This is a genomic window from Brevundimonas sp. SGAir0440, assembly GCF_005484585.1.
In the GTDB taxonomy this organism is placed as follows: domain Bacteria; phylum Pseudomonadota; class Alphaproteobacteria; order Caulobacterales; family Caulobacteraceae; genus Brevundimonas.
Genome location: NZ_CP039435.1, coordinates 2,658,912 through 2,682,852 on the forward strand (window position 1 = coordinate 2,658,912; position 23,941 = coordinate 2,682,852).

At 67.1% G+C, this 23,941-nt stretch carries 21 protein-coding genes; 16 read left to right on the top strand and 5 right to left on the bottom strand.

Annotated features, from left to right (window positions below; translation table 11 throughout):
• Positions 1–78: 78 nt before the first annotated feature.
• Complete coding sequence (locus E7T10_RS13095) at positions 79–750, bottom strand: rhomboid family intramembrane serine protease (protein ID WP_210416107.1); 672 nt, start codon at positions 748–750, stop codon at positions 79–81.
• A gap of 119 nt (positions 751–869) precedes the next feature.
• Here E7T10_RS13095 and hfaA point away from each other — a divergent pair, with 119 nt between their 5' ends.
• The 4 genes from hfaA to E7T10_RS13115 all read left to right on the top strand — a co-directional run bounded on the left by hfaA (position 870) and on the right by E7T10_RS13115 (position 6,505).
• Entirely contained in the window at positions 870–1,310 is a 441-nt protein-coding gene (gene hfaA, locus E7T10_RS13100) for a holdfast anchoring protein HfaA (protein WP_039247052.1), read from the top strand.
• A complete protein-coding gene (gene hfaB, locus E7T10_RS13105) occupies positions 1,307–2,323 on the top strand; it encodes a holdfast anchoring protein HfaB (RefSeq protein WP_039247049.1) in 1,017 nt (338 codons plus the stop codon). Before hfaA ends, hfaB begins: the two co-directional genes overlap by 4 nt.
• Complete coding sequence (gene hfaD / locus E7T10_RS13110) at positions 2,250–3,509, top strand: holdfast anchor protein HfaD (RefSeq protein WP_246846029.1); 1,260 nt, start codon at positions 2,250–2,252, stop codon at positions 3,507–3,509. The genes hfaB and hfaD overlap by 74 nt, the downstream gene beginning before the upstream one ends.
• A 110-nt stretch (positions 3,510–3,619) precedes the next feature.
• Entirely contained in the window at positions 3,620–6,505 is a 2,886-nt protein-coding gene (locus E7T10_RS13115; protein ID WP_137722147.1) for a pitrilysin family protein, read from the top strand.
• 129 nt (positions 6,506–6,634) lie between these two features.
• On the opposite strand, the gene E7T10_RS13120 is transcribed toward E7T10_RS13115, so the two are convergent.
• Positions 6,635–7,543 (bottom strand): hypothetical protein, encoded by a 909-nt coding sequence (locus E7T10_RS13120; protein WP_246846030.1) that lies wholly within the window; start codon positions 7,541–7,543, stop codon positions 6,635–6,637.
• Positions 7,544–7,858: 315 nt separating this feature from the next.
• On the opposite strand from E7T10_RS13120, the gene ileS reads away from it, so the two are divergent.
• The 5 genes from ileS to E7T10_RS13145 all read left to right on the top strand — a co-directional run bounded on the left by ileS (position 7,859) and on the right by E7T10_RS13145 (position 14,480).
• Positions 7,859–10,801 carry an isoleucine--tRNA ligase gene (gene ileS, locus E7T10_RS13125; protein WP_137722148.1) on the top strand — a complete coding sequence of 981 codons (2,943 nt, stop codon included), beginning with the start codon at positions 7,859–7,861 and terminating at the stop codon, positions 10,799–10,801.
• Between the two features lie 757 nt (positions 10,802–11,558).
• Positions 11,559–12,812, top strand: coding sequence for a cation:proton antiporter (locus E7T10_RS13130; RefSeq protein ID WP_137722149.1), 1,254 nt, complete (start codon positions 11,559–11,561; stop codon positions 12,810–12,812).
• Between the two features lie 40 nt (positions 12,813–12,852).
• On the top strand, positions 12,853–13,053 hold the full coding sequence (locus E7T10_RS13135) for a DUF2093 domain-containing protein (protein ID WP_039247108.1): 201 nt from the start codon (positions 12,853–12,855) through the stop codon (positions 13,051–13,053).
• The gene (locus E7T10_RS13140; RefSeq protein WP_137722150.1) at positions 13,050–13,907 is read left to right on the top strand and encodes a M23 family metallopeptidase; all 858 of its coding nucleotides are present in this window, start codon (positions 13,050–13,052) and stop codon (positions 13,905–13,907) included. Before E7T10_RS13135 ends, E7T10_RS13140 begins: the two co-directional genes overlap by 4 nt.
• Positions 13,908–13,973: 66 nt before the next feature.
• The gene (locus tag E7T10_RS13145) at positions 13,974–14,480 is read left to right on the top strand and encodes a response regulator (protein ID WP_055805557.1); all 507 of its coding nucleotides are present in this window, start codon (positions 13,974–13,976) and stop codon (positions 14,478–14,480) included.
• Here E7T10_RS13145 and E7T10_RS13150 read toward each other — a convergent pair.
• Both E7T10_RS13150 and E7T10_RS13155 read right to left on the bottom strand, forming a co-directional pair.
• Positions 14,438–15,352 carry a lysophospholipid acyltransferase family protein gene (locus E7T10_RS13150; protein ID WP_137722151.1) on the bottom strand — a complete coding sequence of 305 codons (915 nt, stop codon included), beginning with the start codon at positions 15,350–15,352 and terminating at the stop codon, positions 14,438–14,440. The two genes, E7T10_RS13145 and E7T10_RS13150, sit on opposite strands and share 43 nt — an antisense overlap.
• Positions 15,353–15,395: 43 nt before the next feature.
• Positions 15,396–16,166, bottom strand: coding sequence for an SDR family NAD(P)-dependent oxidoreductase (locus tag E7T10_RS13155; protein ID WP_137722152.1), 771 nt, complete (start codon positions 16,164–16,166; stop codon positions 15,396–15,398).
• A gap of 109 nt (positions 16,167–16,275) precedes the next feature.
• On the opposite strand from E7T10_RS13155, the gene E7T10_RS13160 reads away from it, so the two are divergent.
• Genes E7T10_RS13160 through E7T10_RS13175 form a run of 4 tightly spaced genes read left to right on the top strand, consistent with a single transcriptional unit; the run spans position 16,276 to position 19,892 of the window.
• On the top strand, positions 16,276–17,550 hold the full coding sequence (locus E7T10_RS13160; RefSeq protein ID WP_137722153.1) for an EAL domain-containing protein: 1,275 nt from the start codon (positions 16,276–16,278) through the stop codon (positions 17,548–17,550).
• A gap of 39 nt (positions 17,551–17,589) precedes the next feature.
• Complete coding sequence (locus E7T10_RS13165; RefSeq protein WP_137722154.1) at positions 17,590–18,459, top strand: TIGR01459 family HAD-type hydrolase; 870 nt, start codon at positions 17,590–17,592, stop codon at positions 18,457–18,459.
• A gap of 39 nt (positions 18,460–18,498) precedes the next feature.
• On the top strand, positions 18,499–18,960 hold the full coding sequence (locus tag E7T10_RS13170; RefSeq protein WP_017506733.1) for a MaoC family dehydratase: 462 nt from the start codon (positions 18,499–18,501) through the stop codon (positions 18,958–18,960).
• Positions 18,960–19,892: a bifunctional riboflavin kinase/FAD synthetase gene (locus E7T10_RS13175; protein ID WP_137722155.1), complete on the top strand. Its 933-nt coding sequence runs from the start codon at positions 18,960–18,962 to the stop codon at positions 19,890–19,892. The genes E7T10_RS13170 and E7T10_RS13175 overlap by 1 nt, the downstream gene beginning before the upstream one ends.
• Here the strand turns inward: E7T10_RS13175 and E7T10_RS13180 are convergent.
• Complete coding sequence (locus tag E7T10_RS13180; protein ID WP_137722156.1) at positions 19,887–20,414, bottom strand: gamma carbonic anhydrase family protein; 528 nt, start codon at positions 20,412–20,414, stop codon at positions 19,887–19,889. The genes E7T10_RS13175 and E7T10_RS13180 overlap by 6 nt on opposite strands.
• Positions 20,415–20,724: 310 nt before the next feature.
• Here E7T10_RS13180 and E7T10_RS13185 point away from each other — a divergent pair, with 310 nt between their 5' ends.
• The 3 genes from E7T10_RS13185 to E7T10_RS13195 all read left to right on the top strand — a co-directional run bounded on the left by E7T10_RS13185 (position 20,725) and on the right by E7T10_RS13195 (position 23,938).
• On the top strand, positions 20,725–21,516 hold the full coding sequence (locus tag E7T10_RS13185) for a PhoH family protein (RefSeq protein WP_137722648.1): 792 nt from the start codon (positions 20,725–20,727) through the stop codon (positions 21,514–21,516).
• Positions 21,517–21,641: 125 nt separating this feature from the next.
• The gene (locus E7T10_RS13190; protein WP_137722157.1) at positions 21,642–22,964 is read left to right on the top strand and encodes a UDP-glucose/GDP-mannose dehydrogenase family protein; all 1,323 of its coding nucleotides are present in this window, start codon (positions 21,642–21,644) and stop codon (positions 22,962–22,964) included.
• Positions 22,961–23,938 carry an SDR family NAD(P)-dependent oxidoreductase gene (locus E7T10_RS13195; protein ID WP_137722649.1) on the top strand — a complete coding sequence of 326 codons (978 nt, stop codon included), beginning with the start codon at positions 22,961–22,963 and terminating at the stop codon, positions 23,936–23,938. The genes E7T10_RS13190 and E7T10_RS13195 overlap by 4 nt, the downstream gene beginning before the upstream one ends.
• Positions 23,939–23,941: the final 3 nt, after the last annotated feature.

Here is a 23,941-nt window from a genome sequence, read left to right on the forward strand (position 1 = left end):
ACGACCGCAGGGCCGGAATGGCGACAGGGCCGCTCAGGGAGCGATGATCGCTCAGCCCCCGTCCGGAATCAACGCGCCTCAGCGATGAGGCGCGGCCCCGCTTCCGAACATCCGCCCCAAGGGACCGATGGCCAGAAAGCCGACGACGAAGCCGACCGCGTGAGCCTCCCAGGCGATCCTGGCCCCTTCGGCGCCGGGTAGTCCGCCGATCAAGCCGGTCACGGCGTTGACCGCCATCCAGGTGATGGCTGCGCCGATCACGCGGCGATCGCCGATCGGCAGCACCCTGCCCTGTCCGCCCAGCAGCCGTGTCGCGGCGCCGATCAGGCCGAAGACGGCGCCGGACGCGCCGACCATCGGCTCGCTGGATCCCCAGTGGATCAGTCCATAGCCCAACGACGCCAACACGCCGCAGACCAGATAGAAAAGCAGAAAGACCGTCGGACCGATCCTGGTCCCGAACAGCCGCGCCACCGGCGTCCCGAACGCCAGCGCCGCCACCGCATTCATGATCGCGTGGGTCCAGCCGCCGTGCAGCAGCATGGCCGTCAGCAGCCCGCCCCACCGCCCCTGCTCCAGATCAATGGGCGCGAAGGCCATGCTCATGCCCATGTCGGGCAGGTCGCGCTGGAAGAAAAAGAGCGTCGGCATCGACGCCGCGATCAGCAGCACGACCAGCGGCACGTTGAACATCGGCTCTCGCGCCGGGCGGCTGTTCGGCGGATCGAATCGACCGGATGCGTCTGACATGACGCCACAAATGCTCAGTGACCTGCGTCACATCAAGCGCTTCTTAATAACCTTAATGCAGGTTGGGGTGCGGATCACGCTCGTGGTCCGGCGTCCGTTTGTGCGCGAGGAACCCCGGAATGCCCGCCAAGAGGCTGTTTGTATCCACCGCCGTCATGGCCTTCGCCGCCGCTGCGAGCGTGCCGGCGATCGCGCAGTCGACGGGTTCGGGCGGCGCTGCGCGCTTCCAGCAGGGCTATGGCGGCGCGCGAACGGCCGCCAATACGGCCGCGACCGGCTATACGCGTGACGCCAACGGCAATCGTCTGATCGTCAACGGCATCATCCAGTCCGGCGCCTCATCTTATTCCAGCCAGTCCGGCGGCGCGGCCTCGGCCTATGCCGGCGCAGGCGCGTCCAGCAACGGCGGCACGACCATCGGCGGCTCCACCGCCATCGGCAATCAGCTGAACGTGGTGGTCCAGGGCAGCCGCAACACCGTCATCGTCAACTCGACCCAGACCAACACCGGCGCCATCAACGCCGGTACGGCCCTGAACGGGAACATCAACCTGCCATGAGCCGCCGTCATCTCATCAAGGGGTCCGCCGCCGTCTCGGCCGTCGCCCTTCTGCTCGCCGGCTGCGTCAGCCCGGTCGCGGGTCCGTCGGGACAATATGCGACGCCGATCGGCAATGCGCCGGTGACCGCAAACCCCACGCCCTATTCCGCCGCGCTGTATTGCCTGGCCGACTACGCCCGTCGCTACAACCTGCCCTCGCCGCGCATGGCGGTGGGCCGGATCAGCGACTACACCGGCACGGTGTCGTCCGACGGCGGCCGCCAGATCACCGGCGGCGCCTCCCTGATGGCCAACTCGGCGCTGGCCAAGGCCGGCGCCCGCATCGTCGAACGCTACGACACCTCGGTGTCCGAGCTTGAGCTGCGCTACGCCAACAACAAGCTGATCGGCGATCAGGCTCCCGACGCCAAGGGGCCGGAGGACACCCAGTACCGCCGCATCCTGGCGGGTCAGGTGCCGGGTTCCGACTTCTATGTCGTCGGCGGCATCACCGAGGTGAACTACAACATCCGCTCCGGCGGCTTCGATATCGCTGGCGGCGAGGTCGACAGCAACCGCCCCGGCTCGGGCATCGTCAATCACCGCGTCTATGTGATGAACATCGCCATGGACCTGCGCCTAGTCCAGACGACCACGCTGGAGGTCGTCGATGTCGTCTCCTATCAGAAGCAGATCATCGGCCGCGAAATCTCGGCCGGCGTGTTCGACTTCCTGAACGGCAACGTCTTCGACATCTCGGCCGGCACGGGCGGGATGGAGCCGACGCAGCTGGCCGTCCGCGCCCTGGTCGAACGGGCCACGGTCGAGTTCATGGCCAACCTCTATGGCGCGCCTGGCCCCGAAATCTGCCTGAACCCCGCCAACGACCCGCTCGGCGATTCCACGGTCGGCCCGACCGGCGGCTATTATCCGGCCTATCCCACTCAGGACACCAACAATGGCCAGACCCGCGCCGATCCGTCTCGTTGGCATGATGGCCGCGACGGCGACGTTCGCCGCACTCGCCACTGAGGCGAGCGCCCAGCAGACGCCGGCCTGCGATCCGCAAGCCGGCGAAACCTGCTCCAGCACCCAGACCCAAACCGGCGACGTCACCGGCCTGGTGAACATCGACCTGTCCGTCGATCAGGTGACCGTCAGCAACAGCGCCCAGGGCAATGCGCTCGCGGGCGGGGTCACGGCCGCCTCCGCCGGCTTGGTCTCGCGCCAGTCGATGACGGGCGCCACGGTGGCCCGCAGCAATGTGGTCGTGAGCGGCGAGGCCGACGGCCAGCTCAGCGTTGATACGACCGCGCGCGGCAACTACCTGGGCGTCACCACCGATCGCGCGACCTTCGCCGTGGACTCCAGCCAGTCCGTGACCGGCGATCGGGTCGAGGCGGGCACCTATGTCCAGGCGCCGGACGGCCGCGTGCTGCAAGGCGGTTTCGCCACCAGCACCGCCGTCGCCAACACCGTCGCCCTGGGCGGCCCCTCGTCGTCCCTGACCGGCGTCATCGACCAGCGGGCCCAGACCACCGTCTTCGCCGAGACCGTCGCCGACGTTCAATACATTCCGGCGCCCGCGACCTTCTCGTCCCAGGCCGTCGCCAATGCGGTCCAGACCAATACGACGGGCGCCTCCCACCAGGATCTGGCCATCCGCCAGTCGAACGCCGCCTCGACGACCGAGGCGCGCACCGATGTCTATGTCGATAACGGCTGGGACCTGACGGTCGGCGCCAACGCCGGGGCCAACCAGGCGATCACCGCCAACGCCGGCGGCTCCATGCTGATCCAGACGGACCAGGCCAACGCCGGCCGCGTCCGCGCCGACGCCCGCGTCCAGACCAATCTCCAGGGCCAGACGGTTCTGGCGGCCCGCAGCGTCGCCAACGAGACGGTCGCCGGCAACAACGACATCTATCTGAAGCTGGACAACACTCAGCTGAACACCGGCGGGGTCGAGGCCAACGCGACCTATGTCGGCGTCAACGGCTATGACGCCTATGTCGGCTCCGACGCGGTCGGCAATGCGGTGACGGGCTATGCCTGTTCTCAGTGCGGCGGCGACGTCAACGTCAACAACACCCAGACCAACAGCGGCAATGTCACCGCGACAACCAACGCCACGGTTTCGTCCGGACGCACCGCCGTGGTCGGCGCCAACGCCGTCGGCAACAGCGCCAGCTTTTACATCAGCCGCCCCGGCGGCTGATCTGAACATGACAAGTCGGTAAGGTTCGCCGGCCGCGCTTGTGGCGAAGGCAAGCACCCTTTACACATCCGGCATCGCGCCATCGGGGGTTGCGGTTTCGGAGTGATATTATGCGTTCTGCGCGTCATCTGCTGCTTGTCGCCGTCTCGGGACTGGCCCTGACCACCGGGGCTTTCGCCGCCCCTGCTCTCGCCCAGACCGCGCCGCCCGCTGCGGCCGCCGCCAGTCAGGTCGCGCCGTCAGCCCCCTGGGCCCAGGCCGCCAGCGACATTCCCGCCGATCCGGCCGTCCGTTACGGCCTGCTGCCCAACGGCATGCGCTACGCCCTGCTGCACAATGCGACGCCTCCGGGCCAGGCCTCATTCCGCCTGCGCATCGACGCCGGCTCGCTGATGGAGCGCGACGACCAGAAGGGTCTGGCACACTTCATGGAGCACATGGCCTTCAACGGCACCAAGGACGTGCCGGAAAACGAGATGCTGCGCATCCTCGAACGCCTGGGTCTGGCCTTCGGCGCCGACACCAACGCCTTCACAAGCTTCGACCAGACCGCCTATATGCTGGAGCTGCCCAACACCAAGGACGAGACGGTCGATCCCAGCCTGCACATCCTGCGCGAGATGATGTCTGCGGCCCTGATGGCGCCGGACGCCATCGATTCCGAGCGCGGCGTCATCGTCGGCGAGGAACGCACCCGCGACACGCCGCAACTGCGCGTGCTGAAGACCCAGCTCGGCCTTCTGGCCCCCGGCCAGCGTCTGTCGGAACGCCTTCCGATCGGCGACCTCGACATCATCCGCACTGCACCGCGCCAGCGCTTCGTCGACTTCTACGACGCCTACTATCGCCCCTCGCGCGCCACCTTCATCGCCGTGGGCGACTTCGACGTGGATGCGATGGAGGCCAAGGTCCGCGCGGCCTTCGGCGACTGGAAGCCGACTGCCGCCGATGGTCCGGAGCCCGACCTGGGAACCGTCGCCCCGCGTCAGCCGCAGACCAGCATCCTGGTCGAACCGGGAATCCAGTCCTCCATCCAGATCAACTGGATCAAGGCCCCGGACCTTAGCCCCGACACGGCCGCCGAACGCGCCGCCGACGTCCGTCGCGGCCTGGGTCTGGCCGTGCTGAACCGTCGTCTGGGCGAGATCGCCCGCGCGGACAACCCGCCCTTCATCGGCGCCGGCGCCGGTTATCAGTCGCTGTTCGACAGCCTGGACGCCGGCACCCTGTCGGTCGCCTTCAATCCGGGCGGCTGGCAGCGCGCGCTGGAAAGCGTCGAGCAGGAAAGCCGTCGCCTGGCCGAATACGGCGTCAGCGACGCCGAGCTTCAGCGCGAAATCGTCAACACCCGCACCGCGCTTCAGAACGCCGTCGCCTCGGCCGCGACCCGTTCGACCCCGGCTCTGGCGACCGGTCTCCTGGGCGCCGTCAATGACGACCAGGTCTTCAGCTCGCCCCAGACCAACCTCGATCTGTTCAACAAGGCCGTCGAAGGCCTGACCGTCGATCAGGTCAATCAGGCGACCAAGGCGGTGTTCGAGGGCCAGGGCCCGCTGCTGCTGTTCAGCTCCCCTGTCCCGGTCGAGGGCGGCGAGGCCGCCGTCACCGCTGCGCTGGAGGCCTCGCGCAATACGCCGGTTCAGGCCCGCGCCGCCGAGGCCGAGTTGAAATGGCCTTATGACAACTTCGGCGCCCCGGCGGTCCCCGCCTCCCGTTCCGAAGTCGCAGATCTGGGCGCGACCCTGGTCCGCTTCCCGAACGGCACCTTGCTGAACATCAAGAAGACCGACTTCCGCGCCGATCAGATTCTGGTCAGCGCCCGCACCGGTCTTGGCGAACTGGGCCTGCCTGCCGACACCCTGTCGCCGCTGTCAATGGCCAGCACCGTCCTGGCCCCCGGCGGTCTGGGCAAGCTCAGCCTGGACGAGATGAATCGCGTGCTCAGCGGACGCACCTATAGCGCCGCCGTCAATCAGGCCGGCGACGCCTATATCTTCGCCGGCGCCACCAAGCCCGCCGATCTCCAACTGGAGCTGCAGGTCCTGGCCGCCTATCTCACCGATCCGGGCCTGCGCGGCGCCACGTTCGAGCAGACCAAGGCCATGTTCCCGCAGATCCTGGCTCAGTTGGGCGCGACGCCGCGCGGCGTCTTCCAACGCGACGCCTCGGGCCTGCTGGCCAGCGGCGACGCGCGTGAGACGACCCCGACCGCGGAACAGATCGCTGCGATTCAGATCGACGACATCCGCTCGGGCGTTCGCTCGGCCCTGGCGCAGGGTCCGGTCGAGATCACCGTCGTCGGCGACGTCGACGTCGGCGCGGTCATCGCCGCCGTCGGCTCGACGTTCGGCGCCCTGCCCTCGCGCGGTGCGGCGCCGACGCCGCCCGCCGGCTCGACGGTGCGCAAGTTCCCGGCCCCGACCGCCACGCCGGTCCAGCTCTATCACACCGGACCCGCCGAACAGGCATTGGGCTTCGTCGCCTGGCCGACCACCGACCAGGTCGAAGATCGCAAGACCGCGCGTCAGCTTTCGATCCTGTCGGACGTTCTTCAGCTGCGCCTGAACGACGAAATCCGTGAGAAGCAGGGTCTGGCCTATTCGCCCAGCGCCGGCTCGACCGCCTCGGACACCTATCCGGGCTACGGCTTCATCTCGGTGACCGCGGAAACCCCGCCAGCCGCCCTGCCCAAGCTGTTCGAGACGGTGGACGCCATCGCCGCCGACCTGCGTGACAACCCGATCAGCGAGGACGAACTGAACCGCGCCCGTCGCCCGGCGGTCGAGCGCATCCGTCGCAGCATGGCCGACAACGGCTATTGGCTGACCCAACTGTCGCAGGCCCAGAGCGATCCGGCGACGCTGGACCAGACCCGCAACCAGATCGCCACCCTGGAAGCCGTCACCGCCGCCGACCTTCAGGCCCTGGCTCGCCAGTATCTGAAGTCCGACAGCGCCTGGCGCGCCACCGTCACCGCTCAATCGGCGGCCCAGTAGGCGCCTATGAAAAAGGCCCCGGTTCTTGCGAACCGGGGCCAGTCGTCAGGATCGTCGACGGAGAGCCGACGGTCGCCTTATTTCATGTCTCGCCTGATCGGCGGCTGAACGGGCGTGTTTAGGTCCGGTTCAGAAGACCCGGCCGCCGACGCCGCCGTCCAGGGTGATCACCCCGGTCAGCACGGTCGCGCTCTCGACCTGTTCCTCGCGGTATTCCGTGTATTCCTCTTCGCGGTACATCGTCAGGATCTTGATCCCGGCGCCATAGCGACGCAGCAGCGAACGCTCGTTGCAATCCCGCTCGGGCTTCTCGGGCCGGCATTCCAGCTTGCCGCCCGTCCCGTACCACAGCGCCTCATGCTTGCGGCAGGTCAAGGTCGTGCCGTGATCGAAGCTGACGTCGCCGTTGTAGTCGGCGATGGTGGCCTGCAGCCAGGTCCCCGACAGACAGCGATACAGCTCGCCTTCGAACCCTTCGGCGATCTCGCGATCCGGCCGCACCTGCGAGGCGGGGTGCGGCACCTGGCGGTCGTCGATGCAGACGGCCTGGATGACGACCCGCTTCATCATGCTGCGGAAGGCGCTGTAGGGGGTGCGCACGGTCTGGGCGATCACGCCCTCGACGGCCAGGCCCTGGATGGTGGTCGGATAGGGCTGATCGACGCTGACATAGGCCGCGCCGCCGCCTCCGCCGAAGCTGCCCGAGAACCCGCCGGCCCGCGCATTGACATAGGACCGCGCGCCCGAGTTGGCGTTCGAGTTGGCCCCGGCGCCCGCGTTTGCATTGGCGCTCGCGCCAAGGTTCACGTTCACATTGACGTTGGTGTTGATGTTGCCGTTCCAGTTTCCACCGCCGCCGGGACCGCAGTTTCCGCCGCCGTTGCAGGGCGGCGGCTCGGGCGGAGGCGGCGGCTCGCACGAGGTGCAGGGCGGCGGCTGACAGCCGGACGTGCATTGCGCCAGCGCGGCTCCGGCGCCCGCCGAAACGGCGAGACCGGCCGCCAGGCCCAGCATCCAATTCGTGATCCGCAGCCGCATCGGCGGGAACTCCCAAGCGAATATCGTGTCGGCCGAACAAGATTCCGGCCGATCCTCCCGTCACAAAATCGCAAAAGCCTTTCGTTTCCGTTGATGAGGCCTGCGCTTCGGGATGGCGCAACGCCGCATCCGTCTGCTAGACCGCCCGCACAATGACCGTCCGCGTCTCCATTCGCCTGATTTCGATTAGCCGCCCGGCGTAGCGCTCCTGGGCCGCTTGGCCCCGTGCACGCCGGGATCGAAAGCCCTCAAGCAGCGCGAAGCGCGATAGGGCGAAGAGAACAGCGACCTAATTCCAAGACGCCGAGACGACCCATGGCCGACGCCCCCGAAAACACCTCCGAATCCCCCGCTCATCCCCGCGAAGGCGGGGACCGCGACTATCGCGACACCGTCTTCCTGCCCGAGACGCCCTTCCCCATGCGCGGCGGCCTGCCCCAGAAGGAGCCCCTGATCCTGGAGCAGTGGGGCGACCTCTACGGGACCCTGCGCGCCGAGCGTCAGAAGCAGAACGCCCCCCTCTACGTCCTTCACGACGGCCCGCCTTACGCCAACGGCGACATCCACATCGGCCATGCGTTGAACAAGACGCTGAAGGACTTCGTGGTCCGCAGCCGGTTCCTCCTGGGCTACGACGTCGACTACGTCCCCGGCTGGGACTGCCACGGCCTGCCGATCGAGTGGAAGATCGAGGAGCAGTTCCGCGCCAAGGGTCGCCGCAAGGACGAGGTGTCCAAGGACGAGTTCCGCCGCGCCTGCCGCGAATACGCCGGCAAATACATCGACCTGCAAAAGGATCAGTTCCACCGGCTGGGCATCGTCGGCGACTTCGCCAACCGCTACGCCACCATGGACTTCACCTCCGAGGCGGCCATCGTCGCCGAGTTCCACAAGTTCAAGAACTCGGGCCAGCTGTATCGCGGTTCCAAACCCGTCATGTGGTCGCCCGTCGAGCGCACAGCCCTGGCCGACGCCGAGATCGAATATCACGACCACGTCAGCCCAACGATCTGGGTCAAGTTCCCGGTCACGGCCATGTCGGACGACCATCCCGATGACCTCCTGGCCTTCCGCTCCAGCACCCCGTCCATCGTCATCTGGACCACCACGCCCTGGACCATCCCGGCCAACCGCGCCATCAGCTACGGCCCCGAGATCGCCTATGGCCTGTATGAGGTCACGGCCATGGAGGAAGGTCTGGAGTTCGCGCCCTGGGCCAAGCCGGGCGATCGCCTGATCCTGGCCGACAAGCTGGCCGAAGAGGTGTTCAAGGCCGCCAAGATCGCCGCCTGGACCCGCGTCTACGACATCAATCCGTCGGGCCTGGAGACCGCGCACCCGCTGGCTGCGCTCGACAGCGGCTACGGCTTCTCCGTGCCCCTGCTGGCCGGCGACCACGTCACCGACGACGCCGGCACCGGCTTCGTCCACACCGCGCCCGGCCACGGCGCCGACGACTTCGAGGTCTGGAAGGCCCACGGTCATCACGAGGTGCCCGACACCGTCGATCCCGACGGCGCCTACTATGCGCACGTCCCCCTGTTCGCGGGCCTGAAGGTGCTGGAGACCGAGGGCAAGAAGACCGGCAAGTTCGGTCCCGCCAACGGCGCGGTGATGGAAAAGCTGATCGAGGCCGGCGCCCTGTTGGCGCGCGGGCGGCTGGAGCACTCCTATCCGCACAGCTGGCGCTCCAAGGCGCCGATCATCTTCCGCAACACCCCCCAGTGGTTCATCCGCATGGATCAGCCCTTGAAGAGCGGCGACACCCTGCGCGAGACGGCGCTGAACGCCATCGACGCCACCGCCTTCCATCCCGTCGCCGGCAAGAACCGTATCCGCTCGATGGTCGAGGGCCGTCCCGACTGGCTGGTCAGCCGCCAGCGCGCCTGGGGCACGCCGCTCGCCATGTTCATCGACAAACTGACGGGCCAGCCCCTGCATGACCCCGAGGTCGACGCCCGCATCGTCGCGGCCGTCGCCGAACACGGCGCCGACATCTGGTTCACTGCGCCCGACAGCGATTTCCTGGGCGCCTACGACCCGGCCCGCTACGAAAAGGTCGAGGACATTCTGGACGTCTGGTTCGATTCCGGCTCGACCCACGCCTTCACGCTCGACCCGCGCCTGCCGGAAAACGGCTATGCCGGCGACCGTCCCGCCCACTGGCCCGCCGACCTCTATCTGGAAGGCTCCGACCAGCACCGCGGCTGGTTCCAGTCGTCCCTGCTGGAAGGTTGCGGCACCCGTGGCCGCGCCCCATTCAAGGCGGTCCTGACCCACGGCTTCACCCTCGACGAGAAGGGGGAGAAGATGTCCAAGTCCAAGGGCAATACGACCGACCCCCTGACCATCATCAAGGAATCCGGCGCCGACATCCTGCGTCTGTGGGTGGCCCTGGTCGACTATTCGGACGACCAGCGGATCGGCAAACAGATCCTGCAGACCACGGTCGACGCCTATCGCAAGCTCAGGAACACCGTCCGCTACCTGCTGGGCGCCCTGGCCGATTTCGACGAGGCCGAACGCCTGCCGCTGGACCAGATGCCGCCACTGGAGCGGTTCGTCCTGCACCGTCTGCACGAACTCGACGCCCAGGTCCGCGCCGCCTACGCCGAATACCGCTTCCAGGACGTCGTCCGCCCGGTGCTGGAGTTCTGCGCCGGCGACCTGTCGGCCCTTTATTTCGATATCCGCAAGGACGCCCTCTACTGCGACCGCCCCGACAGCCAGCGTCGCCGCGCCGCCCGCACGGTGATGGACGAGGTCTTCATGCGCCTGACCGCCTGGCTGGCCCCGCTGACGCCCTTCACCATGGAAGAGGCCTGGACGACGCGCTTCCCGGACGCGGGCTCCAACTGCGCCCGCGTGATCCCCGACACTCCGGCGGAATGGAGCAACCCCGCCGAGGCCGAGCGTTGGGCGGCGATCAATACGGTTCTCGAAGTGGTCAATGAATCGCTTGAGGCCGCCCGCCGCGAGAAACTGATCGGCGGCGCCCTGGACGCTTGGCCGACCGTCACCGCCCCGGCCTCCGCCTTCGCTCCGTTTGAAGGCCTCGATGCGGCCGAGATCTTCCGCACCTCGGGCGCCGATCTTGTCGAAGGCGAGACCATCTCGGTCACGGTCGCTGTCGCCGACCACCCCAAATGCGCCCGCTCCTGGCGGCGCGTCCCCGACGTCGGCTCCGACCCCGCCTACCCCGACCTCTCGGCCCGCGACGCCGATGCGGTTCGGCACTGGGACCAGACGCACGCCTGATCGCACCAAAGTCTCCTCCCCACAGCGTGGGGAGGGGGACCGCGAAGCGGTGGAGGGGCTCTTGACGCTGCTTAGGCGCCGGGGATGCGGTGAAGAGCCCCTTCGTCACGGCGCGAAGGCGCGCCGCGCCACCTCCCCATGAAATGGGGAGGAGACGATGCGCAGCCATCGCAATGCCGCTGGCCCATCCGCAGCGATTTCAACCGCTTGCCGATTTATATCCTCCGTCTCCCATCCACGGGGTCAAACGGCCGCATAATGCGCCCGTCTCGTCGCATGGAGGGCTCGCCTGGCCTGCGACCTTGCGGCGGCGGGAGCGGGGGAAACGGGTGCGATGGTGAAATCCCATCGCGGCGCCGGGGCTGATCGGCCGGGGAATCGCTCCGGCGCCGGCAGTCGCGTCGCAGGGTCGAGGGGGATACTCGGCCGCACCGGGGATCGGGGATCGCTGCTCCGACCTGCCCGTCGCAGGCTTATGGGGTTAGGCGATAAGACCGCCACCGCTCGGCGCCCCGAGCTTGCAGGCCAACCTTCCGCGCGGAGCGTCATACCCTTCGTCGAAACGGTAACTCAAACCACAGACCTCCGGGCGAAGGCCCGGCGCTCCGCCCAGCCCTCCAGACTTCGCAGGCCGAACGCCGCGAAGACGAAGCCGTTTTCCGTCCCGCGCGACACCGCGTCATCTTGTCAAACCGCCCCGCGCGCCCCAACTGCAAAGCCTACCCAAATCCCACCTTCGCTCGCGACAGGAGCCCTGATGCCGCATGCCGACAGCCTGATTCTCACCCTGGTCGGGGGCTTCGTCCTCGCCTTCGTGTTCGGCATGCTGGCGCATCGGCTGAAACTGTCGCCCCTGGTGGGTTATCTCGTCGCGGGCGTGATCGTCGGCCCGTATACGGGCGGCTTCGTCGCCGACACCGAACTGGCCCCGCAACTGGCCGAGATCGGCGTCATACTGCTGATGTTTGGCGTCGGCCTGCACTTCTCGCCCAAGGATCTGATGCAGGTCCGAAAGGTCGCCATTCCCGGCGCCCTGGTTCAGATCGGCGTCGCCACCGTGCTGGGCTGGGGGCTGGGCCGGTTCGTGCTGGGCCTGGGCGATATCGAGGCCCTGCTGATGGGCTTTGCCCTGTCCGTCGCCTCGACCGTCGTCCTGCTGCGCGCGCTTGAGGAGCGCAGACAGGTCAAGGGCGAGATCGGCCGCATCGCCGTTGGCTGGCTGATCGTCGAGGATCTGGTCATCGTCATCGCCCTGGTCATGCTGCCCATGGTGCTGGTCCCTGCCGGAACCCAGACGGACTTCGCCGCCTTGGGAACCGACGTCGGCCTGACCCTGCTCAAGGTCGTGCTGTTCGTCGTCGGCATGCTGGTCGTCGGCGGCAAGGTCATTCCCTGGCTGCTGATCCGCATCGCCCACACCAAGTCGCGCGAGCTCTTCACCCTGGGCGTCCTCGCCATCGCCCTGGGCATCGCCTGGCTGGCCTATTTCCTGTTCCACTCCTTCGCGCTGGGCGCCTTCCTGGCCGGTCTGGTGATGAACGCCTCGCCCTTGGGTCACAATGCGGCCGAGCGGTCCTTGCCCCTGCGCGACGCATTCGCGGTGCTGTTCTTCGTTTCGGTCGGCATGCTGTTCGACCCGATGATCGTGGTGCGCCAGCCGTGGGCGGTCCTGGGCGTGCTGGGCATCGTCATCGTTGGCAAGTCGGTCGCGGCCCTGGTCATCACCCAGACCTTCAAACTGGATCGGCCGACCGGCTTCACCGTCGCGGCGTCCCTGGCCCAGATCGGCGAATTCTCCTTCATCCTGGCCGCGCTCGGCGTGTCGCTGGGCGCCATGAGCCGCGAGACCCACGACCTGATCCTGGCCGCCGCCCTGCTGTCGATCTCGCTGAACCCCTTCGTCTTCCTGTTCACCGACCGGATGGGCGGCAAGCCGAAGCCGCCCGCCACCGGCGCGATCCGACCCGCAGCGGCAGACGGCCCGATCACGGATGCGGTCGCGGCGCCCTGAGCCCCTTTCCGCGCCGCGCGCCGCCCGCTATCGTCTGCTCATGGACAAAATCGCCGCAGATCAGGCCGTGCTTCACTATGGCGACGGCGAGTTCGCCGTCTTGAAGCCCGGCCGCTTCGTGCGCTGCGCCGTGACGGACAAACCGATCCCGCTGGAAGTCCTCCGCTACTGGAGCCCCAGCCGTCAGCAGCCCTATTTCGGCCCGGCCGAATTCATCGCGGCCCAGCAAGGCGATCAATGATCCCGTCGCGCCGCGCCCTGCTGACCGGCGCGGGCGCCAGCCTGATCGCCGCGCCGCTGGAGGCTGAAGACCGCAACGCCCTGCCGCTGGCCTTGAACGGCGCCTGGCGTCAGGGCGGCTATGGCTTGGGTCGCACCGCACCGCGCGCCCTGATCTTCGTCGACGGCGAGGCTCTGACCACCGCCTCGGCCGCCGGCCTCTTCGTGATCGGCTTTGATCGCGACGCCGGTCCAACCACCCAGGTCGAGGCCCGGGCCGGTGACCGGTCCGCCCGTCGCACGCTCGACATCGCCCCCTACGCCTTCCCCTCGACCACCGTGGACGGTCTGCCGCCCTCGACCGTCGAGCCCAGCGATCCCGTCCTCTTGGCCCGCATCCAGCAGGAGATCGCGCTGAAGACCGAGGGTTTCGCCAGCCGCATCGACGCCGATGACTTCAAGGACGGTTTCGTCTGGCCGCTGGAGAGCTACCGGGTCTCCAGCGCCTGGGGCGCCCAACGCGTCCTGAACGGCACGCCCGCCCGGCCGCACTATGGCATCGACTTGGCCGCCCCTCAGGGAAGCGTGATCCGCGCCCCCGCCGACGGCCGCATCGCCTTCGTCCGCCCGGACATGCATTTCGAGGGCGGCCTGACCCTGATCGACCACGGCCAGGGCCTGATCAGCTGCTATCTGCATCAGTCGCGGCTGGATGTGGCGCTGGGCCAGCGCGTCCGGCGCGGCGATCCGCTGGGCCGTGTCGGCATGACCGGCCGCGCCACCGGTCCGCACCTGTGCTGGCGCATGAAATGGCGCGATCGCAACCTGGATCCTTCCCTCATGATCGGGGCGCGTGTTCCAGAAAGTCTAGCCTGATCAAAGGCTCCTCTTGCGAGACTACGCATATCCACCTAGCCTCGATCCGAGATCTGGCGGGGCCCGATGTTTTCTCTGAAATCGCTGAACGTCCTGCTCGTGGACGACAATCAGAACATGCGCGCCATCGCGTCGGCCGTGCTGCATTCGGCCGACATCCGCAACGTCTATGAGGCGTCGGAAGGGGCCACGGCTTTCGATCTGCTGCGTCGCCACGCGATCGATCTGGCCATCGTCGATTTCAACATGTTTCCGCTGGACGGGGTCGAGTTCACACGGCTGGTCCGCACCAGCCCCGACAGCCCCAATCCGTTTTTGCCGATCATCATGATGACCGGCCATTCCGAACGCAGCCGCGTCTATGAGGCCCGCGACGCCGGGGTGACCGAGTTCATCGTCAAGCCGATCACCGCCAAGGCCGTGCTGGATCGGCTGAACGCCGTCATCATGCGGCCCCGCCCCTTCATCAAGGCCGACGGCTATATCGGCCCCTGCCGTCGGCGCCGCGAGACGCCCGACTATGCCGGGCCTTACCGTCGAGGATCGGACGCCTCGCGGTCCAACGCCGCGTAGACCTTGTCAGGCCAGCGCTTGTGGACCCAGAACCAGTCCACGGGATGCTCTTTCACCCGGTCCTCGACGAAACGATTGGCGGCCTGGATGCCGGCCAGGGTATCGGCCGCCTTGTCCTCGCTCTGATTGACCACGATCGGCTCGTGCGCCGTCACCCGGAATCGCACGCCCGGCAGGCGGACCACCGACAGCGGCAGCATGACCGTGTCGAACTTCAACGCCAGTCTGGCCGCTCCAGGGGAGGCGTTCACCGGCTGACCGAAGAATTCCACCTCTGGCCCCTGATTGTATTTCTGATCGACCAGCAGAGCGATGGAATCGCCGCGCTTCATCCCCGCCATCAGTTCGCGCGTCCCGTCGCCCTTGGGCGCGAACAGGCGGATGCCGTACCGCTCACGGCTCTGGCGGATCAGGGCGTCGACATACGGATTGTTGGCGGCACGATAGGTCACCTGACACGGCACGCCCGAGGCCATGATCACCGCCGCCATCACCTCGAAGTTGGCCAGATGGCCCGAGATGAGCACGGCCGGCTTGCCGCTGTCGCGCAGGGCGTGCAGTCGTTCCATGCCCACCACCTCGACCCGCCCGCCTTCGGGCGTCAGATGATCCATGACCGCCAGCTCGGCGAAGGTCCGACCCGTCTGGTCCCACTGCGCCAGAGCCAGCACCTCGCGCTCTGCCTCGCCCATTTCGGGAAAGGCGATGCGGAGGTTTCGCATCACCGTCTTCTGCGTGCCGGTCAGCGGCCCCAGGGTGCGCAGCAGCCAGCCGCCCAACCCCGACGCCCGCTCGACGCCCAACAGGCGCAGAAAGCCGAACAGCGCCTGAAAGCCGAAGGCCTCCAGGCGCCAGATCAGATCCTGCTTCACGCTTGTCGCGCTACCGCCCGTCGGGCGGCTTGAGCGCGTGTCTTCACCAGGCAATCGTCAATCCACCGTCCACCACAAGGGTCTGGCCGGTCACATAGGCCGACGCAGAGCTGCACAGATAGACCGCCGTGCCCGCGATTTCATCGGGCTGGCCGATCCTTTTCAGCGGCGCCGGCTCGGTGACCTGTTTCAGCAGCTCCGGATTCTCCCACAGATATTTGGCGAAATCGGTCTGAACCAGCCCGGGCGCGATGCAGTTGACCCGCACGTTCGACGGTCCCCACTCCACCGCCAGATTGCGCACCAGCTGCATGTCCGCCGCCTTGGAGATATTGTAAGCGCCGATCAGGGCGTTGCCGCGAAGCCCGCCGATGGACGAGATCACCAGGATCGCGCCGTCCTTGCGCTCCACCATCTGCGGCGCGACCATCTGGATCAGCCAGTGGTTCGAGATGACGTTATTCTGCAGGATCTTTTCGAACTGGTCGTCGGCGATGCCCGCCATCGGCCCGGCGTAGGGATTGGTGGCGGCGTTGCAGACCAGGATGTCGATCTGGCCGAAGGCGGCGTTGGTCTCGTCGACCAGCCGCTGCAAATCCTCCTTCGAGGCGATGTTGGCCGGCACCGCGATGGCCTGACCCTCGCCATACTTGCTGTTGATCTCGGCGGCGACCTCGTCGCACGGCCCGGCCTTGCGCGACGAGATGACGACCTTGGCCCCGTGTTCGGCCAGCCGTTCGGCGATGGCCTTGCCGATTCCCCGCGATGAGCCGGTGATGATTGCGACCTTGCCGGTCAGATCGAACAGTTCCATTGCGTTTCCCGTAGGTTTGGCGGGGATATTTGCAGCCCCGCTCTAGCCGAATGACATTGATAGCCTGATACTCAGGCGATTCCATCCGGGAGTGGCCGACCGCCAGCCGATGCGCAACGTAACAACGGGCTTTCTCTACTTCGCCTATCTGTTCCTCGGCATGACCGTGGGCGCCTTCCTGTGGCGCGCGGGCCTGGGGATCGGCGCTGGCGTGGCCGGGACGCTCGGCGCGCTGGGTCTGCTGGGCGCCTTCCACGGCATCGTCACCGGCATCGCCGAGCGCCGCGTCCTGAAAAAGGAGATCGGCCAGGTCCGCGAGGCGCACCGCCTGCTCGCCGATGCGATGGAATCGACCCAGGGTGCCCTGACCGAATTGGCGCACGCCATCGAGACCGGCGTCCTGTCCGACACCGACGCCCTGACCGGCGAGGTCCGCATGCTAGAATCCCTGGTCCAGCAGATGAGCGAAAGCATCGACGAGCGCCTGGCCGCCGCCCCCCATGTCGGCGTCGAAACCTTTGAGGGCCGTCGCATGGCGCAGTCGAACGTCCTGCTGCGCACCATTCACGAAGCGCTCAGCGAAGGCCGCGTCGATCTGTATCTTCAGCCGGTCGTCTCCCTGCCCCAGCGCCGGACGATCTTCTACGAGAGCTTCACCCGGCTGCGCGACGCCACCGACCGCGTGATGATGCCGGCGGAATATCTGTCCCTGGCCGAGGGCGAGGGCCTGGTGCCGGCGATCGACAATCTGCTGCTGTTCCGCTGCGCCCAGATCGTGCGGCGCCTGGCGCGTCAGGATCGCAAGGTCGGCGTCTTCTGCAACGTGGCCCTCACCTCGCTGGGCGACGAGACCTTCTTCCCACAGTTCCTGGACTTCCTCAGCGAGAACCGTGACCTGAACCAGGCGCTGATCTTCGAACTGGGTCAGGCGACGTTCGACGCGCGCGGCGCCATCGAGGCGCGCAACATGGCCAAGCTGGCCGACCTGGGCTTCCGCTTCTCGCTGGATAAGGTGCAGACGCTGGACCTCGACTTCGCCGACCTGCAACGCTCGGACGTCAAGTTCATCAAGGTCGCGGCCGACCTGATGATCGAACAGCTGCTGGATCTGGACGGCGGCGCACCCCTGCGCTCCATGCCCGACATTCAGGCCGCCGACTTCGCCGCCCTGACCCGCCGCTACGGCGTCGAAGTCATCGCTGAAAAGGTCGAGAACGAGCGCCAGGTCGTCGACATTCTCGAACTGGACGTCGGCATGGGCCAGGGTCACCTGTTTGGCGAACCCCGCGCCATCAAGGAACAGGTGCTGGCCGAGACCGACCCCCCGGCCGAGTTCCTGCGCTCCACCCTGCGCAGCGCCGAGCAACGTCGCCGGTTCAGCTAGACCTTCCGTAGCGGCGGCCAAGCCGCTACTGACGGCGCCATGACACTCCCCCACGCCCTGCCCCACCTCGGCGCCGTCGCCGACGATTATGACATCCTGCTCTGCGACGTCTGGGGCGTGATCCATAATGGCCGCGAAAGCTGGGCTGGCCCGTGCGAGGCGCTGACGCGATTCAACCGTGAGGGCGGCCACGTCGTTCTGATCTCCAACTCGCCCCGCCCGGCGTCCGACGTGATCGCTCAGTTGGACGGGCTGGGCGTGCCGCACGAGGCGTGGAAGGCCTTTGTCACCTCGGGCGACGCGACCCGCGCCGAACTGGCCAAGCGCGCGCCCGGTCCGGCCTGGATCGTCGGCCCCGAGCGTGACGCGCCGCTGTACGCCGGCCTTGGCCTCGAGCGCGCCGCGTCGCCAGAGCACGCCGCCTTCATCTCCGTCACCGGCCCGGTCGACGACACGGTCGAGACGCCCGAAGACTACCGTGAGCGGTTCGCCGTCGGCGCGGCGCAGGACATCGAACTGATCTGCGCCAATCCCGACCGCGTCGTCCAACGCGGCGACCAGTTGATCTACTGCGGCGGAGCGCTGGCCGACCTTTATGAATCGCAGGGCGGCCGGGTCGTCATGGCTGGCAAGCCCTTCGCCCCGATCTACGATCTGGCGATCAAGGAGGCGGAAGGCCTGCTGGGCCGCCCCGTCGATCGCTCGCGCGTCCTGTGCATCGGCGACGGCGTCGTCACCGACGTGATGGGCGCGAACGCGCAAGGGCTCGACTGCCTGTTCATCGCCCAGGGCATCCACGGCGACCAGGCCAAGGGCGAAGACGGCGCGCTCGACCCGGCCCGCGCCGCCGCCCTGCTGAAGGCGGAAACGACCTATGCGCGATACGCCGCGCTCGAACTGAACTGGTAAGGCTCGCCATTTTGTCGCACCGCCGCTAAAGCCTCATCCATGGTCGAATTGGTTCAGCAGCATCCGTCCGGTGGTTACATCCTGGACGAACTTCACGTCGGCATGGCGGCCGAGAAAATCGTCGTCGCGACGGAGGACCGCATTCGGCTGTTCGCCGAAGCGTCCGACGACTTCAACCCGGTCCATCTGGACGAGGCCTTCGCCTCCAAGACCGCCTATCGCGGCCGGATCGCCCACGGCCTGCTCAGCGCCTCGTTCGGCTCGGCCGTGGTCGGCACCATCCTGCCGGGCGCCGGCTCGATCTATATCTCCCAGACACTTGCCTTCCATCAGCCGGTGCGGATCGACGACGTCGTGCGCATCCTGATCACCGTGATCGAGGTCGAGCCCGAGAGCGCGCGGGTCAAGCTCAGCTGCGAAGGCTTCGTCGGCGAGACCATGATCATGGACGGCGTCGCCGTCGTCCGCGTCCCCCGCCGGCGCAAACCGTCCCAACGTTGATGCAGATTGTCCGCGACTGGCGCGACCTGCCGGACGCGCTGAAAGGCGCGGCGGTCGCCGTCGGCGCCTTCGACGGCGTGCATCGCGGGCATCAGGCCGTCATCGCCGGCGCACGTGACGCCGCCGATCGGCTGGGCGCGCCGCTGGGCGTCGTCAGCTTCGATCCTCATCCCCGCCGCTGGTTCCAGAAGGACGCCGCGCCCTTTCGGCTGATGACGGCCGACCAGATGGCCGAGGCCTTGGCGCCGCTGGGTGTGGACATCCTTTATCTGCTGCCCTTCGACGCCGAGATGGCCGGCATGAGCGACTCCGCCTTCGCCGAGCGGGTACTGGCCGGGGGTCTGGGCATCCGCCACGCCGCCGTCGGGTTCGACTTCACCTTCGGCAAGGGCCGCTCCGGCTCGCCCGAGGCCTTGCGCGCCTACGGCGAACGGCTGGGCTTCACCGTCTCCGTCACCGAACGGCTGGATGACGCGGACGGGCTGAAACTGTCGTCCAGCGCCGTGCGCGAGGCGCTGAAGGCCGGCGACATGGCCCGCGCCGCCGCCATCCTGGGCCGCCCCTTCGTTATTCGCGGCGAGGTCATCCACGGCGACAAGCGCGGCCGCAGCATCGGCGTGCCGACGGCCAATATCGCGCTCGGCGACTATATGCGCCCCGCCTACGGCGTCTATGCGACCCGCAGCCGATTGCCGGACGGGCGGGTGATCGACGGCGTCGCCAGCCTGGGCGTGCGTCCCATGTATGCGCTGGAAACCCCGCTGATGGAGGTCTGGCTGTTCGACTTCGACGGCGACCTCTACGGCCAGACGTTGGACACCGAACTGGTCGCCTGGCTGCGCGGCGAGGAGACCTTCGACGGTCTCGACGCCCTGAAGACCCAGATCGACGCCGATGCGGCGGCGGCGCGGGCCGTTCTCAGCCGATCATAGAGGCCGAAGCTCCGCCGCGAACCGCTTCCAGTTCTGCACATAGTGTTCGGCCGACATCTGAAGGACGGCGATGTGTTCGGGATCACGTTCGCGCACGACCTTGCCGGGTTGTCCGACCACCAGGCTGTTGTCGGGAATGACCTTGCCCTCGGTGATCAGGGCGTTGGCGCCGATGATGCAGTTGCGGCCGATCTTGACGCCGTTCAGCACCACCGCCCCGATGCCGATCAGGCTGTAGTCCCCGACCTCGCAGCCATGCAGCATGGCCTTGTGGCCCACCGTCACCCCGCGCCCCAGCGTCAGCGGCGATCCCAGATCGGTGTGCAGCACGCTGCCGTCCTGAATGTTGCTGTCAGGACCCACTGTGATCGGATCGTTGTCCCCGCGCAGCACGGCGCCGAACCAGACGCTGGCGTTGGAATGCAGAATCACATTCCCTATCACCGATGCGCTTGGCGCCACCCAGTATTCGCCCTGCGGCGGAAACTGCGGTTTGCTGTCTCCCAAGGCGTAAATGGTCATCTGTACACCGCCTAATCTTTGAAAAACGAGGGCTTTAACGGATCGCTAACCACGATAGCATCATTCTGTTGATGCGATTCGCGGGTCGTCATTTCGGCCCCGGATCCGAAACCGGATCAAGCCCGATCCGGTCATCAAGTCGGGGCTTTCGCGTGGCGCGTTGGGATCCTGGTTCGGTTGTTCGGCGGCGGGCGCACCCCGTTGCGGACGGCCCTGCTGTCGATCCAGGCCGCTGCTGTGCAGGCCGCGACCTCTTCCTCCCCAAGACCATCCAAGGCGGCGCCCGTTCGGGTCCGCCTTTTTTCATGCCCTGGAGGCGTCCATGACCAAGCGTGCTGCAACCAAGCGTCAAACGCGTGAACACGGAATCCTGGATTCGCGTGATTTCATGGAGGAGTCGAAAGTTCGTCGGCTTCACGCGCCCCACAATGAACGATCGGGTTGGTCGCCCTATCCTTCGAACGATGACCGCGACCAGGGCTATCTGAAGACGCTGAAGCCCAAGTCCGAGGGCCAGGGCGAGCTGATGGAGGCCATCGACCACCACAACCTGATCATGGCGCTGGGTCCTGCGGGCACCGGCAAGACCTACCTCGCCGTCGCCAAGGCGGTCGAGGCGCTGGAGGCGGGCAAGGTCGGCCGCATCGTCCTCAGCCGACCTGCTGTCGAGGCCGGCGAATCCATCGGCTTCCTGCCCGGCGACATGGAAGACAAGCTGGCCCCCTATCTGCGTCCGCTCTACGACGCCCTCTCCGATCGTCTGTCGATGAAGCGGGTCAAGGCGCTGATGGCCGAAGGTCTGATCGAGATCGCCCCGGTCGGCTATATGCGCGGCCGCACGTTGAATAACGCCTTCATCGTCGTCGACGAGGCGCAGAACTGCACCTACGTCCAGCTCAAGATGCTGCTGACACGCCTGGGCTGGCATTCGACCATGGTGGTGACGGGCGACCCGCAGCAGTCGGACCTGCTGCCCGGCATCTCGGGCCTGTCGGACATCTCGGCGCGACTGGAGGCCGTACCCGACATCGCCGTGGTGCGTCTGGCCGAGCGCGACATCGTCCGTCACCCGCTGGTCGCCTCGATGATCGGCGTCCTCTAGCTCTGATCCTGCAGCCGACGCTGGATGGCGTCGGCTGCAGACCCGTTGCACCGCGAAACCAAAAGCCATTGTCCCCGGGCGCACCGCACCGCTAAAGGTCGGCTCGCGGCTGATGAGGGATTTCGATGCGCGTAGCGATGATTGGGACGGGCTATGTGGGCCTGGTTTCCGGCGCCTGTTTCGCCGACTTCGGCCATGTCGTCACCTGCATCGACAAGGACCCGTCCAAGATCGAGCGGCTGGAGCGGGGCGAAATCCCGATCTATGAGCCGGGGCTGGATGATCTGGTCGCCGCCAATGTGCGCGAAGGCCGACTGTTCTTCACCCTGGACGGCGCCGAGGCCATTCGCCGGGCCGACGCCGTCTTCATCGCTGTGGGCACGCCGACGCGGCGCGGCGACGGTCATGCCGACCTGTCCTACGTCCACGCCGCCGCTGAAGAAATCGCCGGCCTGATCGAAGGCTTCACGGTCGTCGTCACCAAATCGACCGTTCCGGTCGGCACGGGCGACGAAGTCGAAGCCATCATCAAGAAGACCAATCCGAACGCCGACTTCGCCGTCGTCTCCAACCCCGAGTTCCTGCGTGAAGGCGCCGCCATCGGCGACTTCAAACGTCCCGACCGCGTGGTCATCGGCATCGACGACATAACCGGCGACGCCGGCGGCCGCGCGCAGAAGGTCATGAGCGAACTTTACCGTCCGCTGAACCTGAACGAGAGCCCGCTGCTGTTCGTGGGCCGTCGCACGTCCGAGCTGATCAAATACGCCGCCAACGCCTTCCTGGCGATGAAGATCACCTTCATCAACGAGATGGCCGACCTGTGCGAAGCCGTCGGCGCCGACGTTCAGCAGGTCGCACGCGGCATCGGCCTGGACAAGCGCATCGGCTCGAAATTCCTGCACGCCGGACCGGGCTATGGCGGCTCGTGCTTCCCCAAGGACACGATCGCCCTGGTCCGCACCGCCCAGCAATATGGGGCCCCGACAAAGCTGATCGAGGCCACGGTCGAGGTCAACGACGCCCGCAAGAAGGCCATGGCCGACCGCGTCGCCGCGACCCTGGGCACGAGCGTCCAGGGCAAGACGATCGCCCTCCTGGGCCTGACGTTCAAGCCCAACACCGACGACATGCGTGACGCCCCGTCGCTGGACATCGCGCCTGCCCTGATCGCCGCCGGCGCGACCGTCCAGGCCTTCGATCCCGAAGGCATGCATGAGGCCGCCAAGCTGTTGCCGGACATCCAGATGAAGGACAGCGCCTATGACGCCGTCGTCGGCGCCGACGCCGTCGTCCTCGTCACCGAATGGGATCAGTTCCGCGCCCTGGATCTGGACCGCATCAAGCTGCTGATGAAACAGCCGGTCCTGGTCGATCTGCGCAACATCTATCGGCCCGAGGACATGAAGCATCGCGGCTTCCGCTACATGGGCATCGGGCGCGGCTGATGGGCGCGCCGATCCTCGTCACGGGCGCGGCCGGCTTCATCGGCATGCACGTCACCGAGCGTCTGCTGGACCGGGGCGAGCAGGTGATCGGCGTCGATGTCTTCAACGAATACTATGATCCGCGCCTGAAGGCCGCCCGCGCCGCCCGCCTGGAAGGGCGAGACGGCTTCAAGATGGTCCGCGCCGATATCGCCGACCACGCGCAGATGCGCGCGCTGGTCGCGGATGCCGGGGTCAAGCGGATCGTCCACCTCGCGGCCCAGGCCGGGGTCCGCTATTCGCTCGAAAACCCCTTCGCCTATGAGCGGTCCAACCTGGCCGGCCATCTGTCGATGCTGGAGGCCGCGCGGCACAACGACGTGACCCATCTGGTCTATGCCTCGTCCAGTTCGGTCTACGGCGACCGGCCGCTGGAAGGTTCGGGCTTTCGAGAAGACGACCCGACGGTCAATCCTGTCTCGCTCTACGCCGCGACCAAACGCTCGTGCGAACTGATGAGCCAGAGCTACGCCAAGCTTTATGGCTTTCCGCAATCGGGCCTGCGGTTCTTCACCGTCTATGGCCCCTGGGGCCGGCCCGACATGGCCTATTTCAGCTTCACCCAGAAGATCGTGCTCGGCGAGCCAATCGAGGTCTATGGCGAAGGCAAGATGGCGCGCGACTTCACCTATATCGACGACATCGTCGACGGCGTGGTCGCCGTTCTGGACCGTCCCCCCGCGCGGGGCGCCCATGAGGTCTACAACATCGGCGACAGCCAGCCCGTCGGCCTGATGGAGATGATCTCCACGCTGGAAACCGCGTTGGGCGTCAGCGCGAACAAGATCATGCGGCCGATGCAGCCCGGCGACGTCACCGCCACCTATGCCGACATTTCAAAGTTGAACGCCCTGTGCGGTTACCAGCCCAGAATCCCGCTGAAGTTCGGACTGGAAAAGTTCGTCGCCTGGTGGCGTCAATACGAGAACGGCTGACGC